Raw genomic sequence first — 17041 nt, 5'->3', positions numbered from 1 at the left:
GTTGATCACCGTCGTGCCGCCCGCTGCGGCACCGCTACGGTGGATGCCATCCCCCCGGCCACGGGCCGCGACGCCGTGTACCGGTAGTGATCGAGCGGGAAGTGCCGATTGCTCCAGTACATGTTGAACTGCGTCGTCGCGCGTAGAGCCGGAGCATGGCCCTGATAGTTGATGTAGTACGTCTTCGATTCCGCGCACCCCAGATCGAACAGATACGTGTTGTTGTTGCGGGCGAACATCTTCTGGAAGTACTCGTCGTGTGGTTCTCTGCGGATCTCGGCGCGGGTCGCGCCGCGGCGACGGGCTTCGGCGATCACGCGCGCGGCGTGGGTGGACGTGGCTTCGATGAGCGGGATGACCGAGCCGGGCGCGTATCCGTAGGGGCCGAAGATGTGGAACACGTTGGGATACCCCGGAACAGAGACACCTTCGTAGGATTGGAAGAGGTTCTCGTCCCAGAACTTGCCCAACTCCTCACCCCCTGACCCGTAGATCGGGTACGGCGGAGTAGCGCCCTTGTCCATGACCTTGAACCCCGTTGCGGCGACGACCATGTCGAACTCCCGTCGTTCACCGTCGGCAGTGACGATGCCGTTCTCTGTAAAGCTCTCGATGGGAGTCGTCACCAACTCGACATGCGGCAGGGTGAACGTCTTGAAGTACGAGTTCGACACCGAGGGCCGCTTGCACCCCAGTCGATAGCTCGGTATCAGCTTGCGGCGCAGCTCGCGATCACGTACCTGCGTGAACAGGTAGCCCTTGATGAGTTTCTCACCCAGCCCCAGCACGGCCGATGTCACGCGCGGGTAGTCCGAAAGCGCAAATGCGAGTCCTAGGAAGGCGTTGACGGCCACATTGCCGATCAACCGAACCCCGCTCTGCACGGGCCGGACGTCAAGCACCCGGTTCCAACCGGTTCCCATCGGGAAGTCCGGCTTTGGGGCGACCCAGATCGCCGTGCGCTGGTAGACCGTGAGTTGCTCGACGTGCTTGGCGAGTTCCGGAATCGCCTGCAGGGCAGTCGCACCTGTGCCGATCACGGCAACTCGTTTACCGCTGAAGTCGTAGGAGTGATCCCATCGCGCGGTGTGCATCATCTTGCCTGCGTAGTTCTCGATGCCATCGATCGGCGGCAGCTTGGGCTGCTCCAGGACTCCTACCGCGCTCACCAGGTATCGTGCCGTGATCACGTCCCCTGCGTCAGTCGTGACCCGCCACATGTCGGCGGAGTCGTCGAATCTGGCGTCCGTCGCGCCGCAGCCCAACCGCAGTTTGTCTCGGAGGCCTTGCTTGTCGACGACTTCCTCGGCGTAGCGCTGGATTTCGGCTCCCGGCGCAAAGAACCGCGACCATTGCGACCGCTGCTGAAAAGAGAAGTTGTAGATCGGCGATGGCACGTCCACCGCAACGCCGGGATAGGTGTTGGCGTTCCAGGTGCCGCCGACGGTGTCCCACTTGTCGATGAGCACGAAGTTCTCGACGCCGACGCGGCGGAGTGCCACCCCGGTTGCGATGCCGCCGAAGCCGGCTCCGACGACGAGCACCTCGTACTGGGGTTCAGCATGCACTGCGGCGTCGGACATGACGTTTCCCTACCTATCCGAACGGATCGTTGTCAATGGTGCCGGAGCAACGGCGGTCGGTGAGACGACTTCGCAAACAAACTGCACGACGTCCGCAAGGGCCTCGCGCGCTTCGGGGATGACGTCGGCAGCCGCATGGAAGACGTGGATGGCCTTTTCCCAGATCTGCAGTGTGTAGGGAACGCCGGCGTCGGCACACCTGAGCGCGAGAAGTTCAGCGTCGGGGAGCAGTACCTCCTCGGAACCCATCTGGATGAGTACCGGTGGTAGACCGGTGAAGTCGTGGTTCACCGGCGACCACGCCGGGTCGAGCTCTCCGCCGTCGGCCAGACCGCTCACCGCGGACATGGCGAGGATCTTGGCGGAGAGCATGGCGTCGCGCCGGTTGTTCGGATGTTGACGGTGGGGTTCTGGATCCAAGTTGGCCCACGGTGAGATCGCCGCGATGCCACCGGGCATCGGAAGACCTTCGTCGCGGACCGCCAAGGCGATCGCGAAGGCGATGCCGCCACCGGCCGAGTCGCCGGCCAGGACGATCTTGTCGGCAGCGAGCCCCTGAGCGAGGAGATGCTCGTACGCCTGCAAGCCGTCTGCGTACGCTTCGATGATCCCGGCCTTGGGCAACTGTCGGTAGTCGACGTTGAACACCGGCACACCGCTGTCACGGGCGATGCGACCCACCAGCCGGCGGTGGCTGTGTAATCCGCCGCCAACGAACGCCCCGCCGTGGAAGTAGAGAATCGCACCCGCGGCGGGATCGTCCGGCGACGGGTGGTCTCGATGCCATACCCATTCGGCTCGAAAGTCAGGAAACGACACCCGTCGCATGCGCGTTCCCCGCGATGGACGCAACGGAATCGTCGCAAGTTCTGCGGCATTGGAGATCCGAAACGCCGGTTTCCCGCGTAGCGGTCCGTGCACAGCCAAAGTTGCAAGTCCATCGAGCGCCGGTCGCAACGTCGCACGGGAAAGCGCGTGGAGCGCGCGCAGTCGCAAGCCGGGCTTGCTGCCGAACTCGACGCGGACGGCGCCGCTGCCGACGTCGACTCGTCGTGTCGTCGATGCGGTCATGCCGAAGTCCCATGATTCCCACGATCCGTCGAGCTGACGGTCAAACGGTCACTGGTGCATTCACTCACGACGGAATACTCACCTCTTCCGGCAGCTGCGGTACAGCACGTTCGCCAGCAGACGACGCGACGGTCCGGTACTCGTAATCGTCACGATCGAATCGGGTGGCCTTGCGGTACGTCTTCAGCAACGGCCATGGCCGGATGTACGGCGACTCGCCCTGCGAGTTGACGAAGTACGTGTTCGAACCTGCGCATCTGTTGCCCAGATAGAAGCTCAGGTTCCGTCCGCTTCTGAGCATGTCTTCATGGAAACGGTCTTGTGCCTCGGGGCGCACTTCCGCGACTGTTGCGCCCCTCCGCCGTGTCTCGGCGATCACGGTCGAGATGTGCCGCATGGCGTTCTCCACGAAGTAGTGGAATGCGGTGCCCGTCCAGGAGTACGGCCCGACCATGATGAACCGATTGGGCACGCCCGATACCGAGGTGCTGTAGTACGCCTTCATGCCGTCGGTGTTGTATGAGTGCCCCAGGTCGAATCCGTTGCGCCCGATCACGGTTCCGGGACGATAACTCTCCGGGTCGGAGAACACTTCGTAGCCTGTCGCGAGCACCAACGCGTCGATCTTGCGCTCCGTGCCGTCGGCGGTGCGGATGCCGTCCGGGGTGATCTCCTCGATCGGCGTGGTGATCAGGTCGACGTTGTCGCGGTTGAGGTTCGTCAGGTAGCTGCCGGCCAGACCGCCGCGCACGCATACGACCCCGAAATTCGGCGTCAGCTTCTTGCGCGTCTCAGGATCCTTCACGTTGATCCGTAGCCAACCGCGGTAGAGCTTGTGACCGAGGTAGTCGACGCCAACCGCAGCCCTTCGCCAAACCGGAGCGGGTGTATAGACGGCAATGCGGAGCAACCCGTCGATGATCGCCTGGGCCAACAGGTTCACGACGAACGAACCGCCGGGCATCGCGAGAAACCGCTGCATCCACGGCCGAAGCACAAAGTCCGGCTTCGGCATGTAGAGCTGCGTGGTGCGCTGGTAGAGGTCGAGCTGCGCGGCCTTCGGTGCCAGCTGCGGAGCGATCTGCATCGTGGTCGCGCCGACACCGATGATAGCCACCCGCTTGCCGGCGAAATCGTAGTCGTGGTTCCAGTCGGCGGGATATATCCGTTGCCCTTCGAAGGAATCCAGACCGGCGATGTCGGGCCTCGTCTTCGGGTTGATGTACGCACCGACCGCACTGATGACGAAGCGCGCGGTGATCGTCTCGCCTGTGTCGACATGCAAACGCCACAAGTGGCGGTCGTCGTCCCACATTTCCTTGACGACATTGGTGTTGAATCGCATCTTGGCGGGCAGGCCGTGCTCCGTGGCCAGATCCTCCAGGTACTCCAGTATCTGGTCTCTCTTGGCGAAGAAGCGGTCCCAGTCGGGCTTGCGTGCAAACGAGAACTGGTATGTGGTCGACGGTATGTCACATCCCGCATCTGGATAGTGGTGTGTGTACCACGTTCCGCCCATGCCGCCTACCCGGTCGACGATCAGGAAGTTCTGAACACCGATTTCCTGAAGCTTGATTCCCGCACAGATGCCGCCGAGGCCGGCCCCGATGACGACGGTCTCGTATTGCGGCTGCTCGAAAATTTCGGTGACAGCGGCTGATTCGGTTGTTGCCTGCGACATGCCTTGATTTCTCCTGGAGATTCGGCGGATTAGGCGGCAGCGATGGAGGAGCGGGCAGCCAGCCGCTTGCGCATGCCGGGTCCGAACCCGATGCGGTATGCAGTGCGCCAGACCGGCTTGACGTACTTGACGAACCGAAAGGGTGCGCGCGGGTTGATCGCAACCGTCCAGACGACATGGGTGCCACCGTCAGCCGTCTCGTGAAAAGTCACATCCTCGGCGTACTGGCGAACCAGGGCGAACTGCATCCAGTTCCCGCTCACCACACCGAAAGTGATTCTCTTGAGCGGCTCGTAGCGCCAGAACTGCTCGCGCTCTACCCACAGCACTCGAAACGGGTCATACACGCTGCCCATCTCGCGAACGATCCCGACGCCACGTTCCGGTGACGGGTAGCGGACCCCTGTCCCCGGGAAAGGCAGCCATTCCCAGGCTGCATCGCCATCAAGCACGTCCCATACGTCCTTGGGCGGTGCGTCGAACGTGAACTCAGTGGAGAACACCAGTGGCGCGGTGTCGAACGTCGAATCATCGACGGGCACGGCGGTCCACTGACGATGAAGGATGCCGGTTAAAGCCATGGACACTTTTCTGCTTTCACTCGACGACTGCGACAGATATCGACCTTATTCGGATATTAGGCCTATGTCAATGCTGCTTGAACTGTCTGAGCTGTGTGTTTATGGTGCAATATTGCTTCACTATCCACATAGTCCTATTATCTAGAAGGCCTGCCCGCGTTCGATGACGACGGAAGTTGACCGCTGATGTCTCTCACGACAAGTCCCACCGCAACCTCCCGCGCCGTCGGGCTTCTCGATCCTGATCGATGCGGCCGGGTCGAGATCACTGGCGACGGCTACTGCGACGTGCTCGGAGAGGCCGCTCCCCCGGCAGACAGACTCATCCAGCGACTGATGCGGACGAATGTCTATTCGGCGGGCTACCAACTCCTTCGTCCGGTCGGCCTGAAAGTCGCCGGCGGATTGAAGTCGCCCGGCCGGGACAAGGACCGCACCCGGGTCGCCGACTGGCTGCGTCTTCGTCCGGGCTGCACTGTCCTCGACATCGGCTGTGGGCCGGGGAACTTCACGGGTTGGTTCGGCGCTCAGGTGTTCCCGGACGGCCTCGCCGTCGGAGTGGACGCCTCACACCAGATGTTGCGCCGCGCAGTGGCCGACAACGCCGGTCCCGGCGTCGCGTACCTGCGTGGCGATGCCGAGAACCTTCCGTTTGCCGACGGTGTCGCGGACGCGACGACGTGCTTGGCGGCCCTATACCTCATCAATGAGCCGTTCCAGGCGATCAGGGAATTGGCCCGGGTCCTCAAGCCGGGCGGGCGCATGGTGATCCTCACGAGCCTCGCGCCCGGCGGTGTCAGCACCTCGCGACGGGGCAAGCTGATGCAAAGGGCCAGCGGCGTGCGGATGTTCGGTCGGGACGAGGTCACCGGGTTCCTGCGCGGAGCGGGTCTGATCGACATTCACCAGCACGTCGAAGGCCTGGCGCAGTTCGTGGTCGCCACGAAGGCGGAGCAAGTATGAATCCCGAACGCAATCCGCTGCTGGCGGAGCTGAAGGAGCCTGCCGACGTGCTGTCCAAGCTGTCGCCCGAGGAGTCAGTGTTGCTGCTGGGCATGCTGCGAAGTGCGAAGGCGAAACTTCAGACGAGCTCGGATCGCTCCCTCGACGATGTTCTCAACGGTCTTCCTCGACTCATCCGCCCCGCAGCCCGCAAGATTCTGTTCGGGAGGTGAGACATCGTGGCCGACTTGGTGACTCGAGCACAAATCGCGCTTCTTGCAGATCTACTGGAGGCTGACCCCGCGGCGTTGGCCAGCCTGGAGCACCTCGGAGCCGACGGCGTCCGCGCCTTGAGGTGTGCGATGTCCGATGCGCTTTTCGACTCGCTGGCTTCAGTTTTCGCACGGGTGAGCAAGCTGGCGCCGCTTGTTCCAAATGCCGTCGTCATTGCCGTCGCTCACAAGGCCGTACCTCCGGAAGTCGCCGGCCGCGCCGGTGGGGCCCTCGGTTTGGCACACGAAGACCGGGCTGTCGGTGTGCTGTCCGGGATGAAGCCGGCATACCTGGCCGACGCCGCCCCTTACGTCGACCCGCGGATCATCCCCCACTTCGCGCCCAAGTTACCGTCGCGGCTCCTGATTCCCGCCGCGAAGGAGTTGCTCCGTCGTCGCGAGTACCTCACGGCATCGCGGTTCGTCGAGTACGCCACCGAACAGCACATCGTCGACTTCGAGAAGGCCATCGACGATGACGAGGGGTTGATCCGGACGGGCGCGCTGGTATGGGACACGGATGTGCTCAATGCCATTGTGCGCGTGGCTGGTCCCACCCGACTCGTCCGGATGACGAAGGCAGCGAGAGCCGGTTCGACGCAGTTCGCCCTGACGATGCTCTCGGTGCTGGCCCGCATCCAGCCCGAACTCGCTTCTCCCGCCGTCGAAGAATTCCTTGGCAATCCCGACACCGAGGCCGTGTCACGATTGGTCAGCATCGCCGAGGGGGAAGGCGCACTGGCCGAACTGCTCGACCTGGCCGCCGTCCTCACCGATGACGGGCTGCGCAACCTCGCGTCCGCGCCGATCCTTGAAGACCAATCCTTCGCAGGGCGTTTCAGCGATGCGGCGGACACAGCCGATCGTCGAAAGACGTGGAAGCGAATCGAACACGCCCTCGAAGCTGTGCGGGAACCGGTCAAGGTCGTCGATTGACACCACGGTCATCGGCCCCCCAAGATCGTCACAGGCGGCAAAGAGGCCGTCCGACGACTCCGACGGAAGCGGGTGCCGTGACTGGTGCCGTCCCCAAGGCCCGAATATCCCGAGGCGGAAAGCTCGGGCGACTCGCCGCCGAACAGGCGGTGCGAAGCGCGGGCACGCGGCTGTCGATGATCGGCCGCTCCCAACGAGCCAAGAGCATTCTCGCCGAGCGCGCGACAATTGAGTCGGCGGATCAATTGGTCACCGTGCTCGGTGGCATGAAGGGCGCAGCGATGAAGCTGGGCCAGATGCTGTCAGTCCTCGATCTCGATCTGGTCCCTGAATCGCATCGCGAGCGGTTTCGCGAGAAGCTCGCCGCGCTCCGCGATCACGCGCCGATCGTCCCGTTCGCATCGATGCGGAAAGTCATCGAGACGGATATCGGCCCGCTGAGGCGGATATTCGCCGATTTCAACGACGAGGCCATCGCCGCCGCGTCCGTCGGACAGGTCTATCGTGCCAAGCTGCGCGATGGCCGCGACGTCGCGGTCAAAGTGCAGTACCCCGGCATTGACACGGCCATCAAGGCCGATATGCGAAACCTCGCGCTGTTCGCCAAAATCGGCAAGACAGTGTGGCCGGCGTTGGGCGCCAACGGCTTCCTCGAAGAGATCTCGCGAAATCTGGTGAATGAGCTGGATTACCTCCAAGAGGCCCGCACTCAGCATTACGTCGCCCAGAAGTATCGCGGCCATCCGCTCATCTACATCCCCGACAGTGTTCTCGAATTCAGCAGAGAACGCGTCCTGATCACCGAGTACGTCGACGGGACATCGTTCGAGGATCTGCGGAAACTTCCCGCCGAGGAACGCAACGACGTGGGCGAGCTGCTTTACCGCTTCTACATCGGTTCGCTGTTCCAGCACAACGAGTTCTGCGGCGATCCACACCCGGGAAACGTCATGCAGACGGCCGACGGAAAGGTCGTGTTCATCGACTTCGGGCTCTTCAATCGGATGGACCCCACCAACGTCGACTTCGAGCGCGTACTCCTGCGCGCCGCGGTGGAAGGACGAGCCAACGACATCTATCACCTGCTGATCGGCCGGGGCATCGTCGACGCCGATGCCGACATCACCCCACAGGAGTGCCTCGACTATCTGTGGGCGGCCGGTGAGTGGCACCTCGTCGACGACGAGATCACGGTGACGCCCGAGTTGGCCACCGGAGCGCTGGTAGTCGCGATCGATCCACGGGGGTCCGACCACTTCACCGGCATCAAGCGACAGTTGCTGCCGCCGGAGCACATTTTCTCGCGACGAGCCGACTTCTTCACGTTCGGCGCCCTCGGTCAGCTCGTCGCGACCAACAACTGGCATCGCATCGCGCGCGAGTGGATTTACGACGACCCGCCGGCGACCGACATCGGTCGGGCGATCGCCGACTGGGAGAACCGCCCCGGCAAGGGGTAAGCCTGTCGCGCGCCCATCCCCTATTGACGCCACCGACAGCAAACATGAAGGTCCGTGGATCTTTCCGACAATTTCGGTAGCGTTGCTATTTGGATAGTTGTATTATTCAGAAACTCATGGACCGCCGACCGCCGATTTCCCACCCGCACCGGAGTGCAGACTCGCACCACGGACGGCGCAGCGCCGCCAACCCGCCAGGCCGGCATCTGCCCAGGAAAGCGAGCGCTTTTCCTAGCGGGAGGCGCGCCCAGGACCCGTGGCTTGGAGCGGATCCGCCGGCTGAATTCCTGAGAGTGCCCCGGAATCCCTTGACCGAGCCGACTGTGACCGAGCACACTGATCGCCGGATTCTAGATAGCGGGGCTATCCGGAAAAGCCAGGGGCACGTAGACATCTCCGACACCCCGCGAGCAAGCGTGGCAGCTGTCATCGTCGTCGACGGGGACCGGTTGACGGGGCACGTGAACGAGGGGGTGAGCACTTGACGCAGACCGACATCGCGCCAGCGCCTCCCGCCGAGTCAACCGACGTCGATGCGAGTGGCGAGGACGGGGGCCCTAAGGTCGGCCGCCAACTGTCGACGGCTTTGGCCACGCCAGTGCGTTACGGGACGAGCCAGATCGACAAGTCGCTCAAGACTCTGGGGCGCTTCCTCGAGCTCGGCGCGCAGGCCTTCTACTATCTCGTCACCGATCTGATCCGATTGCGCCACCCATGGCGCGAGACCATCGGTCAGGCCTGGTTCATTGTCAGCGTCACGGCGATACCCGCACTCCTGGTGTCGATCCCGTTCGGTGTCATCGTGGCCGTTCAGGTCGGAAGTATCATCCAGCAAGTCGGTGCGACCGCCATCTCGGGCGCCGCCGGGGGTCTGGGCGTGATCCGCCAGGGCGCGCCGATCGTCGCGGCACTGCTGCTGGGCGGTGCTGCGGGCTCGGCGGTGACCACCGACCTCGGCGCGCGCACCATCCGCGACGAGGTCGACGCGTTGCGGGTGATGGGTATCGACCCGGTTCGCCGGCTGATCACGCCGCGGTTGGCCGCAATACTGCTCGTGGCGCCGTTCCTGTGTGTCTTCATCATCTTCATGGGTCTCGGCGCCGGCTACTTCATCAACGTCGCGTTCCAATCAGGAACGCCCGGAAGCTATCTGGCATCATTCGCCGCATTCGCCAACGTGGCCGATGTCGTGGTCGCGCTGATCAAGACCTGGATCTTCGGCGCGGTGACGATCCTCGTCGCGTGTCAGCGGGGGCTCGAGACCAGAGGCGGAGCTCGCGGAGTGGCCGATGCGGTCAACGCCGCCGTGGTCGCCGTCGTCGTCGCCGTCTTCGTGATGAACCTGGTCATCACGCAGCTGGTGACCATGATCCTGCCGACGAGGGTGGGCTGATGGCCACCCCGTCGAAATTCCTTCCCTTCGGGGCGGCGGCCCGCCTACCCCTGCGAATCGGGGGCGGGACGATGTCGCTGGCCGAACGACTCGGCCATCAGGCCACGTTCCTCGGCCTCGTCCTTGGCGCCGTGCCGAGGACGCTGAAGAACTATCGTCGCCAAACCGGCGCACTGCTTGTCGACATGACGTGGGGCAACGGCTCGATCATCGTCGGCGGCGGCACGATCGGTGTGCTGGTGTTCATGGGTGTCGCGATCGGGGCTTCGGTCGGCATCGAAGGGTTCGCCGCGCTCGACATGGTCGGCATGGGTCCGTTGACGGGCTTCGTCTCCGCCTACGCCAACACCCGCGAAATGGCACCGATGATCGCCGCGATCGGATTCGCCGCGCAGGCGGGGTGCCGGATGACCGCTGAGATCGGCTCGATGCGGATCTCTGAGGAGATCGATGCGTTGGAAGCCCAAGGCATCCGGTCGATTCCGTTTGTGGTGACAACGCGCGTCATTGCGGGCTTTATCACCATCGTTCCGCTTTACGTGGTCACGCTCTTGCTCAGCTACCTGTCCTGCGCACTGGTGGTCAACGTCCTGCACGGCCAGTCGTCGGGCACCTATTACCACTACTTCAACTCGTTCATTCAACCGTCGGACGTTTTGTTCTCGGTCCTCAAGGCCATCATCTTCGTCACCGTCATCATCGCCATTCACGGGTATCAGGGCTACTACGCCACCGGTGGGCCGGAAGGCGTCGGCGCCTCGTCGGGCCGTGCCATCCGCGCCAGCCTCATCTCCATCGTCATTCTCGACATGATCCTCACCCTCATCTTCTGGGGGCGCGACCCTGGCGTTCGGATCTCGGGGTAGCCCATGCCGATCTTCCACGACGAGTCCGGACGAGCAGCCAGCCCAACGAAACTGCGGTTGCGGGGCGTGGTCGTGTTCGCCGCCCTGGCCGTGGCCACCACGCTGCTGGTCCAGCTCGCCTCTGGGAAGTACGAGCCCGCGTTCAACCTCACCGTTGTCGCCAACTCGATCGGTGAGGGCCTCACGCCCGGCGCAGAGGTGAAATTCCGGGGCCTCACGATCGGTTCGGTGAAGAAGCTGGAGGCGATCGGCTACAACAGGCAGAAGCTGACCCTGGTGCTCGACCCACGACAGGCCGCCGCGTTGAAAGCGGATACCGGAGCCCAATTCACCTCATCGAACGTATTCGGCACGGCCGCAGTCGAACTCGTGAGTAGCGGACGCGGTGGTCGGCTCGCACCCGGTCGGACCTTGATGATCGGCGACGACGCGCGGTCCTCGTCGATCACCGGGCTGCTGCGCGAGGGGACCAAGCTCGCATCGGTGCTGGATTCACCCGCGGTCGACCGGATCATCGAGACGCTGCGCAAGCACGCCGACCTCGTCGAACCTTCCGCTCGGTCCGTTTTCGACACCGCCGAGATCCTCGTCGACGCACAGACCGTACCGATCTCACAGTCGCTGTCGGTCATCGCGTCGTTCGTCAACGGCGTCAACGACTTGGTTCCGCTCGCCGGGCTGCTGAACCAGCTCCTGGACGAGTTGACGTTCCTTGTGCAGCCGGGGGGCACCGACCGGACGAACACGATCCTCGTTCAGGTCAGTGGCCTGTTGAACTTCGTCGCCGATCTGTTCAACAAGAACAATCACTGGGTCGTACCGATGGCCAACGGCATCGTCAACGTCGCCGCACCTACCACCTACGCGCTGGGCAGCCTGGCACCGGCCTACGATCGCCTATCGGGGCTGATCGACCGGACCAGTGCAGCTTTCCCCATCATCGACGGCAAGGTCCGGCTGCGCATCGATGTGCTCCTGGACGCGATGCCCGGCCTGGCCGCTGCCCTGCCCGCCGAGCAGCCAGCACCACCGACACCTGTGGCGCCGGGGGGCTGACGGTGAACAAGACCGCACGATCCGCCCTCGCGTTGACAGTGTTTGCCGCGATCGCCTTGGTGTGCGCGCTCATCGTCGTCACCGCGCTGCGCAACCCCGTCGAGGGCGCGGAGTCCACGTACACCGCGACATTCAGCGACGTTTCCGGCCTGTACGTCGGCGACGACGTCCGGATCTCCGGCGTCCAGGTCGGCAAGGTCAAGACCATCCGACTGAACGGCCGCAACGCCGACGTGGAGTTCACTGTGGTGGCCAGTCAACCCGTGTACAGCGAGACCGTAGCTGCCGTCCGCTACCAGAACCTCGTGGGGCAGCGGTATCTGGAACTGGCCCAACCCGATGCCCCAGGCGCCCTGCTACCGGCGGGCTCCACCATCCCGATCGGCTCGACAATCCCGTCGTTCGATGTGGCCAAGCTGTTCAACGGTTTTCGGCCCATCTTCCGTACCTTGGACCCGGCAGAGTTCAACCAGCTCGGTGAGAACCTGCTGCGGCTCATCCAAGGCGACGAATCCGGTATCGGGCCCGTACTGCGCGACCTCGATGAGGTCTCCAAATTCGCCGCCGATCGCCAAGCGGTCTTCATCACCCTGATCCGCAATCTCGGAGAAATCTCGGTCGACCTCGGCGGCAAATCGAAGCAACTGTTCGACCTGATCACGACGCTCAACGGTGTTCTGATCCGACTGACGGCCAAGGCCGAGGGATTCCGTCAAGGCATCGACGAAGCGGTGCCGACACTGCGCAACGTGATCCAGATTCTGCAATACACCGAGCGCACGTTCGACGGTATGACCGTCCCGTTCTACGACCTGACCGCTCGGATGTTCCCCCAGACGCCGACCATCATCGCCGGGCTGTCGCTGGTGCCGTCGCTGATCCAGGGCCTGCGCAACCAACTCATCGAAGACAGGCCCGCTGTACCGCGTTTCACGTGTTCCAACGGCGAGGTGACCCTGCCAGGCATCGGCATCGTCTCCTTCGCCGAACAAAACCTGGTGGTGTGCCGATGAGGCTCTTCCGCCGCAACCGCCCCGCCCTGCTCGACGAGCACGCCGCCGGCGCCCGCAGCCGTCGGATCGGTGTCATCGGCAGCCTCCTCATCGTGGTGTCGCTGGTCGCAGCCGGTGCGCTCTATGTCAACCCCCTCGGGCAGCGCAGCTATACCGCGCACTTTGAAAGCTCGGGTGGGGCGCGGCCCGGTGACGAGATCCGCATCGCGGGAATACCCGTCGGCAAGGTCACCTCAATCGGTCTGGACGGCACCGTGGTCAAGATGACCTTCGAAGTGACGAAGTCACTCGTGATCGGCTCGGACTCCACGCTGGAGATCAAGCTACTCACTCCGCTGGGCGGGCATTACGTGGCGCTCGACCCCAAGGGGATTCACCCGTTGGGCGACAAGGTGATTCCCCCGCAACAGACGGCGACCCCGTTCGAGATCAACGACATCATTCAGGAGGCGACACCCCTGATTCAGGAGGTCGACGGTGACGTCATCCACGACACGTTCAGCGAGGTCGCCAACGCGGCGAACAAGTACCCCGACGCGTTGCGGGATGTCCTCCAGACCGCGAACACCCTGACGACGTCGCTGAGCCAGGTCACCGCGGACTACCACCGCGGACTCGACTTCCTCAACGAGTACTCCAGCGCTTTCGTCGCCGGCCGACAACAACTGGTCGTCATGGCGCAGCAGTTCGCGCTCGTGGGCGCCCGACTCACCACGAAGTCCGTAGAGATCGTCGAATTCTTCAGCCTGCTATCCGAACTCGCGCGCCTCGTCGACCGGTTGATGGTGTTCTACCACGATGAGGTCGCGCCGGTGGCCCACGGCATCGACGACATTTTCGACACGCTGTTCAGCCATCCCGAACGGATCGGCGAAGCGGCCGACGGCCTGGGCCAGATCCTGCGGATCGTGGTTCCGATGCTTAGCGGCAACGGCGTCGTGATCGACGAGAGCGACCGGCTCATGCCTGGCGAGGACGTGTGCATTCCCAACATCACCAGGCAGTGCTGAGATGAGGCCCCTACACTTTCTCCGCAACAGGTTCCGTGCCAAGTTCGTGGGCGTTGCGACCACCGCGATCGTGTTGACGGTGGTCGCCGCCGCGGTCGTCGGCGCAAAGACGTTGCTGCCGAAGATCGATGGCGTCCGTGCGATGTGCGCAGAGTTCACCGACGCGGCGGGTCTGTACACCGGCAACAAGGTGCAATTGCTCGGGATTGAAGTCGGCGAGGTCACGGCGATCACCAACGAGTCCGACCACGTCCGGGTCGACTTCACCGTCCGCAAGGATCTCGACCTGCCCGCCGACGTCGGGGCAGTCACCTACGGCGACTCGATCGTGACCGACCGCCACGTCGAGCTGACCAAGCCCTACGCCGGTGGACCCAAGTTCACCGGGCCGCAATGTATTGCGATCAAGTCCACGAAGACCCCGATCGGGATCAGCGAATCCTTCGCAGCGATCGGCGATCTCGCCGATGCCATCCTGGGCCGCGAGGCAGGCCAAGATCCGTTCAGCGCGCCTGGCGTGGCCGCGATCAATGACAGCCTGGCCGCGGCCAGCCGATCCTTGGACGGCACGGGCGTCACCATCAAGCAGACGCTGCAGAATCTCGTCGCGATGGTCGGTGATCCCTACAAGGCCGACGCCGACTACCGGCAGTTGCTGGAGAACAGCGAAATCTCCACCTCGGGGTGGCTGCGGCACTGGGACACATTCGCGGTCGTGATCAAGACACTGCCTGATACGGCCCTGTTGATAGAGAACCTCTCCGACCACTTCGCAACGGCGTTGAGCAGGCTCGTGCATCTGCTCCCGATATTGAAGGACACCCTCGATCGTTTCGCTCCGCGGGTCTACCACAACATCTCCGACAAGCTGATCCCCTGGGTCACTGACCTCCTCAACGCCTACACCCCTCACATTCTCGGGTTCCTCAACTCGCTTCCGCAGTTCACCAATTGGCTTTCCGACATCTACGAGCCCACATGGGGCACCCACAACGTCACGTATTACCCACCGCGCGTCGCGATCTCACCGACTCAGGCGAGCGCCATCTGCACCGAACTGCGGGCCCGCAACACACCGGGAGCCAATTCCGCGTGCGCACCCGGGACGGCGTCGGACCCCGTCACTCTCGGTCTCACCAACCTCATCCTGGGCGGAGCCCTCGGATGATCGCCGCACGCCTTTGTGTCCCGGTGATCACCGCGCTGGCGCTGGCGCTGACACCCGCGTGCTCACTCGATCCGACCGACCTGCCCGTGCCGGGCTCATACGTGCCGGGTGACGCGTACCGGATCAAGATTGAGTTCTCCAGCGTGCTGAATCTGCCTGCGAAGGCGAAGGTGGATTCGGGCGGGGTGCAGGTCGGCGTCCTCGATCACGTGGCGCTTGACGGCAGTACTGCGGTGGCCAGCGTCGACATCTCATCGGACGTCCGGCTGCCTCAGAACACCCGCGCTGAACTGCGCCAAGCAACGGTGCTCGGAGACATCTACATCGCGCTGCTGACACCGGATCATCCATCGCCGATCACGCTTCACGATGGCGACGCGATCCCGTTGAGCAACACCGCCCCCGCTGACAACGTCGAGGATGTCCTGCGGTCCGTGTCCGACCTCGCGTCCGGTGGCGGACTGAACACCTTGCAGGACACGGTGATCAAGCTCAACAACGCCTTCCCGAACGACCCCGCTGAGATCACCGAAGTTCAGCAGAAGGTTGCGGGAACGCTGAACGACCTCGCGGCAAATCAGGACACCATCAACGAGATCCTGGCAAGCGCCCGTAACATCAGCAACAGCTTGGTGGAGAACACCGACACGTTCGACCGACTGGTAACCGAAGGCCCCGACAAGCTCATCGGACTCGGCAGCGTCACGCTGAACATCGTGCAGCTTGTGATAGACGCAGGCAAGCTGGCCCGCAACATCTCTCCGGCAATCGATCCGAACACCGCCGAGATACTTCAGATGATCTCGCATGCAACACCTTTCATCGGCGCGGTCGCCACTGCCGACACCACGATTCCGACGATCATGGACAAGACGGTCGACCTCATCCGCGACAAGCTCATCGGCTTCTTCCGTAAGGGCGGGCCCCGTTACACCGTGACCGGACTGCACAATCCGGACGGGTCGATCGGCCTGGATCCGGCGGCCCGCGCCGACGAGGTGATCACCAGGATGCAGACGATGGGCCTACTCGCGCCATGAAGTTCAACGCAGGAGCGACGCTGGTGATCCTCGCAATCATCACGTTGATCGGCGCCGGCTACATGTCCCTCGGGGTGCTCGATATGGGGCCGACGAAGCAGGTCACCCGGATTCAGTTGATGCTCGAAGCTTCCGGCGGCCTGCTCTCGACATCCGATGTCACGATGCGCGGCATCAAGGTCGGACGGGTCACGGACATCCAGGCCACCCCTGCCGGTTTGGCGGTGGCTATTGATCTCGACAGCGAACATCCGGTCCCCGTCGACAGCCCGATCAGCGTCGAAGCCCTCTCCGTGGCCGGTGAACAGTACATCGACTTCAAACCGGAAGTCATTGCGCCGCCCTACTTGTCGGACGGTGCGGTGATACCTGCCGACCGGGTGACAAGCGCCGTCACGGTGAGCGACATCCTCGCCCGCGGTAACGCGTTGTTCTCGGCGCTGAATCATGAGGACTTGCGCACCGTGGTGACCAATCTCGCGGAGGCGATCACCGGCAACGACGAGACCCTCGATTCGTTGGCGACGACGGCAGGTCTCTACGCCCGAATGGTGCAGGAGAACAAGCAACTGCTCAACACGCTCTTCGGCAACCTGTCCACACTTACCACCGGGATGGGCGACCTGAAGGTGGGCGCGGTCTTCTCCGAGACCGGCCATATCCTGCCCAGCGCGGTTCCCGAATTCGTCCGTCTGATCCGCGAATTCGACAGCCTGTCGCAGCTGGGCACCGACATGTTCGGCGACGACGGAGCCATCGAATCCCTCGTCGACAAGATCAGCCAATACATCGAACTGCTCGCCGGGCCCTTGAGTACCTTCGCCACCGTGCTCGAACCGGCGACGGCACCCATCCGCGATGTCGAAATCGACGCCGGACATTGGCTCGACTTCTGGGAGTCCACGTTCAACGACGAAGGCGCCATGCGTCTTCAACTTCTCGTTCCAGAATGGCCACAGCCGTAAGGGG

The 17041-nt window shown here is 63.4% G+C and carries 16 protein-coding genes; 12 read left to right on the top strand and 4 right to left on the bottom strand.

The features are described 5' to 3' along the window. Positions 1–5: 5 nt before the first annotated feature. The 4 genes from AU185_RS18950 to AU185_RS18935 form a co-directional block, all read right to left on the bottom strand. Positions 6–1583 carry a flavin-containing monooxygenase gene (locus AU185_RS18950; RefSeq protein ID WP_059099152.1) on the bottom strand — a complete coding sequence of 526 codons (1578 nt, stop codon included), beginning with the start codon at positions 1581–1583 and terminating at the stop codon, positions 6–8. A 9-nt stretch (positions 1584–1592) separates the two neighbouring features. Continuing rightward, positions 1593–2654: an alpha/beta hydrolase gene (locus tag AU185_RS18945; protein ID WP_082683966.1), complete on the bottom strand. Its 1062-nt coding sequence runs from the start codon at positions 2652–2654 to the stop codon at positions 1593–1595. A gap of 64 nt (positions 2655–2718) precedes the next feature. Next, complete coding sequence (locus tag AU185_RS18940; RefSeq protein WP_059099153.1) at positions 2719–4335, bottom strand: flavin-containing monooxygenase; 1617 nt, start codon at positions 4333–4335, stop codon at positions 2719–2721. A 29-nt stretch (positions 4336–4364) separates the two neighbouring features. Then, positions 4365–4916 (bottom strand): SRPBCC family protein, encoded by a 552-nt coding sequence (locus AU185_RS18935; RefSeq protein WP_082683965.1) that lies wholly within the window; start codon positions 4914–4916, stop codon positions 4365–4367. 186 nt (positions 4917–5102) lie between these two features. Between AU185_RS18935 and AU185_RS18930 the strand changes: the two genes are divergently transcribed. The 12 genes from AU185_RS18930 (at position 5103) to AU185_RS18875 (ending at position 17037) form a co-directional block, all read left to right on the top strand. Next, positions 5103–5879 carry a class I SAM-dependent methyltransferase gene (locus AU185_RS18930; RefSeq protein WP_059099155.1) on the top strand — a complete coding sequence of 259 codons (777 nt, stop codon included), beginning with the start codon at positions 5103–5105 and terminating at the stop codon, positions 5877–5879. After that, positions 5876–6091 carry a hypothetical protein gene (locus tag AU185_RS18925; RefSeq protein ID WP_059099156.1) on the top strand — a complete coding sequence of 72 codons (216 nt, stop codon included), beginning with the start codon at positions 5876–5878 and terminating at the stop codon, positions 6089–6091. Before AU185_RS18930 ends, AU185_RS18925 begins: the two co-directional genes overlap by 4 nt. Before the next feature lie 6 nt (positions 6092–6097). After that, positions 6098–7066, top strand: a complete 969-nt coding sequence (locus tag AU185_RS18920) for a hypothetical protein (RefSeq protein ID WP_156425582.1) — start codon at positions 6098–6100, stop codon at positions 7064–7066. Between the two features lie 77 nt (positions 7067–7143). Then, positions 7144–8526: an ABC1 kinase family protein gene (locus tag AU185_RS18915; RefSeq protein ID WP_059099158.1), complete on the top strand. Its 1383-nt coding sequence runs from the start codon at positions 7144–7146 to the stop codon at positions 8524–8526. Positions 8527–9007: 481 nt separating this feature from the next. After that, entirely contained in the window at positions 9008–9919 is a 912-nt protein-coding gene (locus AU185_RS18910; RefSeq protein ID WP_082683964.1) for an ABC transporter permease, read from the top strand. Further along, positions 9919–10785 (top strand): MlaE family ABC transporter permease, encoded by an 867-nt coding sequence (locus AU185_RS18905; RefSeq protein WP_059099159.1) that lies wholly within the window; start codon positions 9919–9921, stop codon positions 10783–10785. Before AU185_RS18910 ends, AU185_RS18905 begins: the two co-directional genes overlap by 1 nt. A 3-nt stretch (positions 10786–10788) precedes the next feature. Beyond that, positions 10789–11841: an MlaD family protein gene (locus AU185_RS18900; protein WP_059099160.1), complete on the top strand. Its 1053-nt coding sequence runs from the start codon at positions 10789–10791 to the stop codon at positions 11839–11841. A gap of 2 nt (positions 11842–11843) precedes the next feature. Beyond that, complete coding sequence (locus tag AU185_RS18895; RefSeq protein ID WP_059099161.1) at positions 11844–12854, top strand: MlaD family protein; 1011 nt, start codon at positions 11844–11846, stop codon at positions 12852–12854. Further along, positions 12851–13864, top strand: coding sequence for an MlaD family protein (locus AU185_RS18890; protein ID WP_059099221.1), 1014 nt, complete (start codon positions 12851–12853; stop codon positions 13862–13864). The genes AU185_RS18895 and AU185_RS18890 overlap by 4 nt, the downstream gene beginning before the upstream one ends. A gap of 1 nt (position 13865) precedes the next feature. Continuing rightward, positions 13866–15032 (top strand): MlaD family protein, encoded by a 1167-nt coding sequence (locus tag AU185_RS18885; RefSeq protein WP_059099162.1) that lies wholly within the window; start codon positions 13866–13868, stop codon positions 15030–15032. Next, positions 15029–16072, top strand: coding sequence for an MlaD family protein (locus tag AU185_RS18880; protein WP_059099163.1), 1044 nt, complete (start codon positions 15029–15031; stop codon positions 16070–16072). Before AU185_RS18885 ends, AU185_RS18880 begins: the two co-directional genes overlap by 4 nt. After that, positions 16069–17037, top strand: a complete 969-nt coding sequence (locus tag AU185_RS18875; protein WP_059099164.1) for an MlaD family protein — start codon at positions 16069–16071, stop codon at positions 17035–17037. Before AU185_RS18880 ends, AU185_RS18875 begins: the two co-directional genes overlap by 4 nt. The last annotated feature ends 4 nt before the right edge of the window (positions 17038–17041 follow it).

The organism is Mycobacterium sp. GA-0227b, from assembly GCF_001499855.1.
Taxonomy (GTDB): Bacteria; Actinomycetota; Actinomycetes; order Mycobacteriales; family Mycobacteriaceae; genus Mycobacterium.
This window is presented reverse-complemented; position numbering and strand designations above follow the sequence as displayed.

Coding starts and splice junctions, on each gene's coding strand:
- AU185_RS18950 (WP_059099152.1), bottom strand. CDS start 1,583: ATGTCCGACGCCGCAGTGCATGCTGAACCCCAGTACGAGGTGCTCGTC.
- AU185_RS18945 (WP_082683966.1), bottom strand. CDS start 2,654: ATGACCGCATCGACGACACGACGAGTCGACGTCGGCAGCGGCGCCGTC.
- AU185_RS18940 (WP_059099153.1), bottom strand. CDS start 4,335: ATGTCGCAGGCAACAACCGAATCAGCCGCTGTCACCGAAATTTTCGAG.
- AU185_RS18935 (WP_082683965.1), bottom strand. CDS start 4,916: ATGGCTTTAACCGGCATCCTTCATCGTCAGTGGACCGCCGTGCCCGTC.
- AU185_RS18930 (WP_059099155.1), top strand. CDS start 5,103: ATGTCTCTCACGACAAGTCCCACCGCAACCTCCCGCGCCGTCGGGCTT.
- AU185_RS18925 (WP_059099156.1), top strand. CDS start 5,876: ATGAATCCCGAACGCAATCCGCTGCTGGCGGAGCTGAAGGAGCCTGCC.
- AU185_RS18905 (WP_059099159.1), top strand. CDS start 9,919: ATGGCCACCCCGTCGAAATTCCTTCCCTTCGGGGCGGCGGCCCGCCTA.
- AU185_RS18900 (WP_059099160.1), top strand. CDS start 10,789: ATGCCGATCTTCCACGACGAGTCCGGACGAGCAGCCAGCCCAACGAAA.
- AU185_RS18890 (WP_059099221.1), top strand. CDS start 12,851: ATGAGGCTCTTCCGCCGCAACCGCCCCGCCCTGCTCGACGAGCACGCC.
- AU185_RS18885 (WP_059099162.1), top strand. CDS start 13,866: ATGAGGCCCCTACACTTTCTCCGCAACAGGTTCCGTGCCAAGTTCGTG.
- AU185_RS18880 (WP_059099163.1), top strand. CDS start 15,029: ATGATCGCCGCACGCCTTTGTGTCCCGGTGATCACCGCGCTGGCGCTG.
- AU185_RS18875 (WP_059099164.1), top strand. CDS start 16,069: ATGAAGTTCAACGCAGGAGCGACGCTGGTGATCCTCGCAATCATCACG.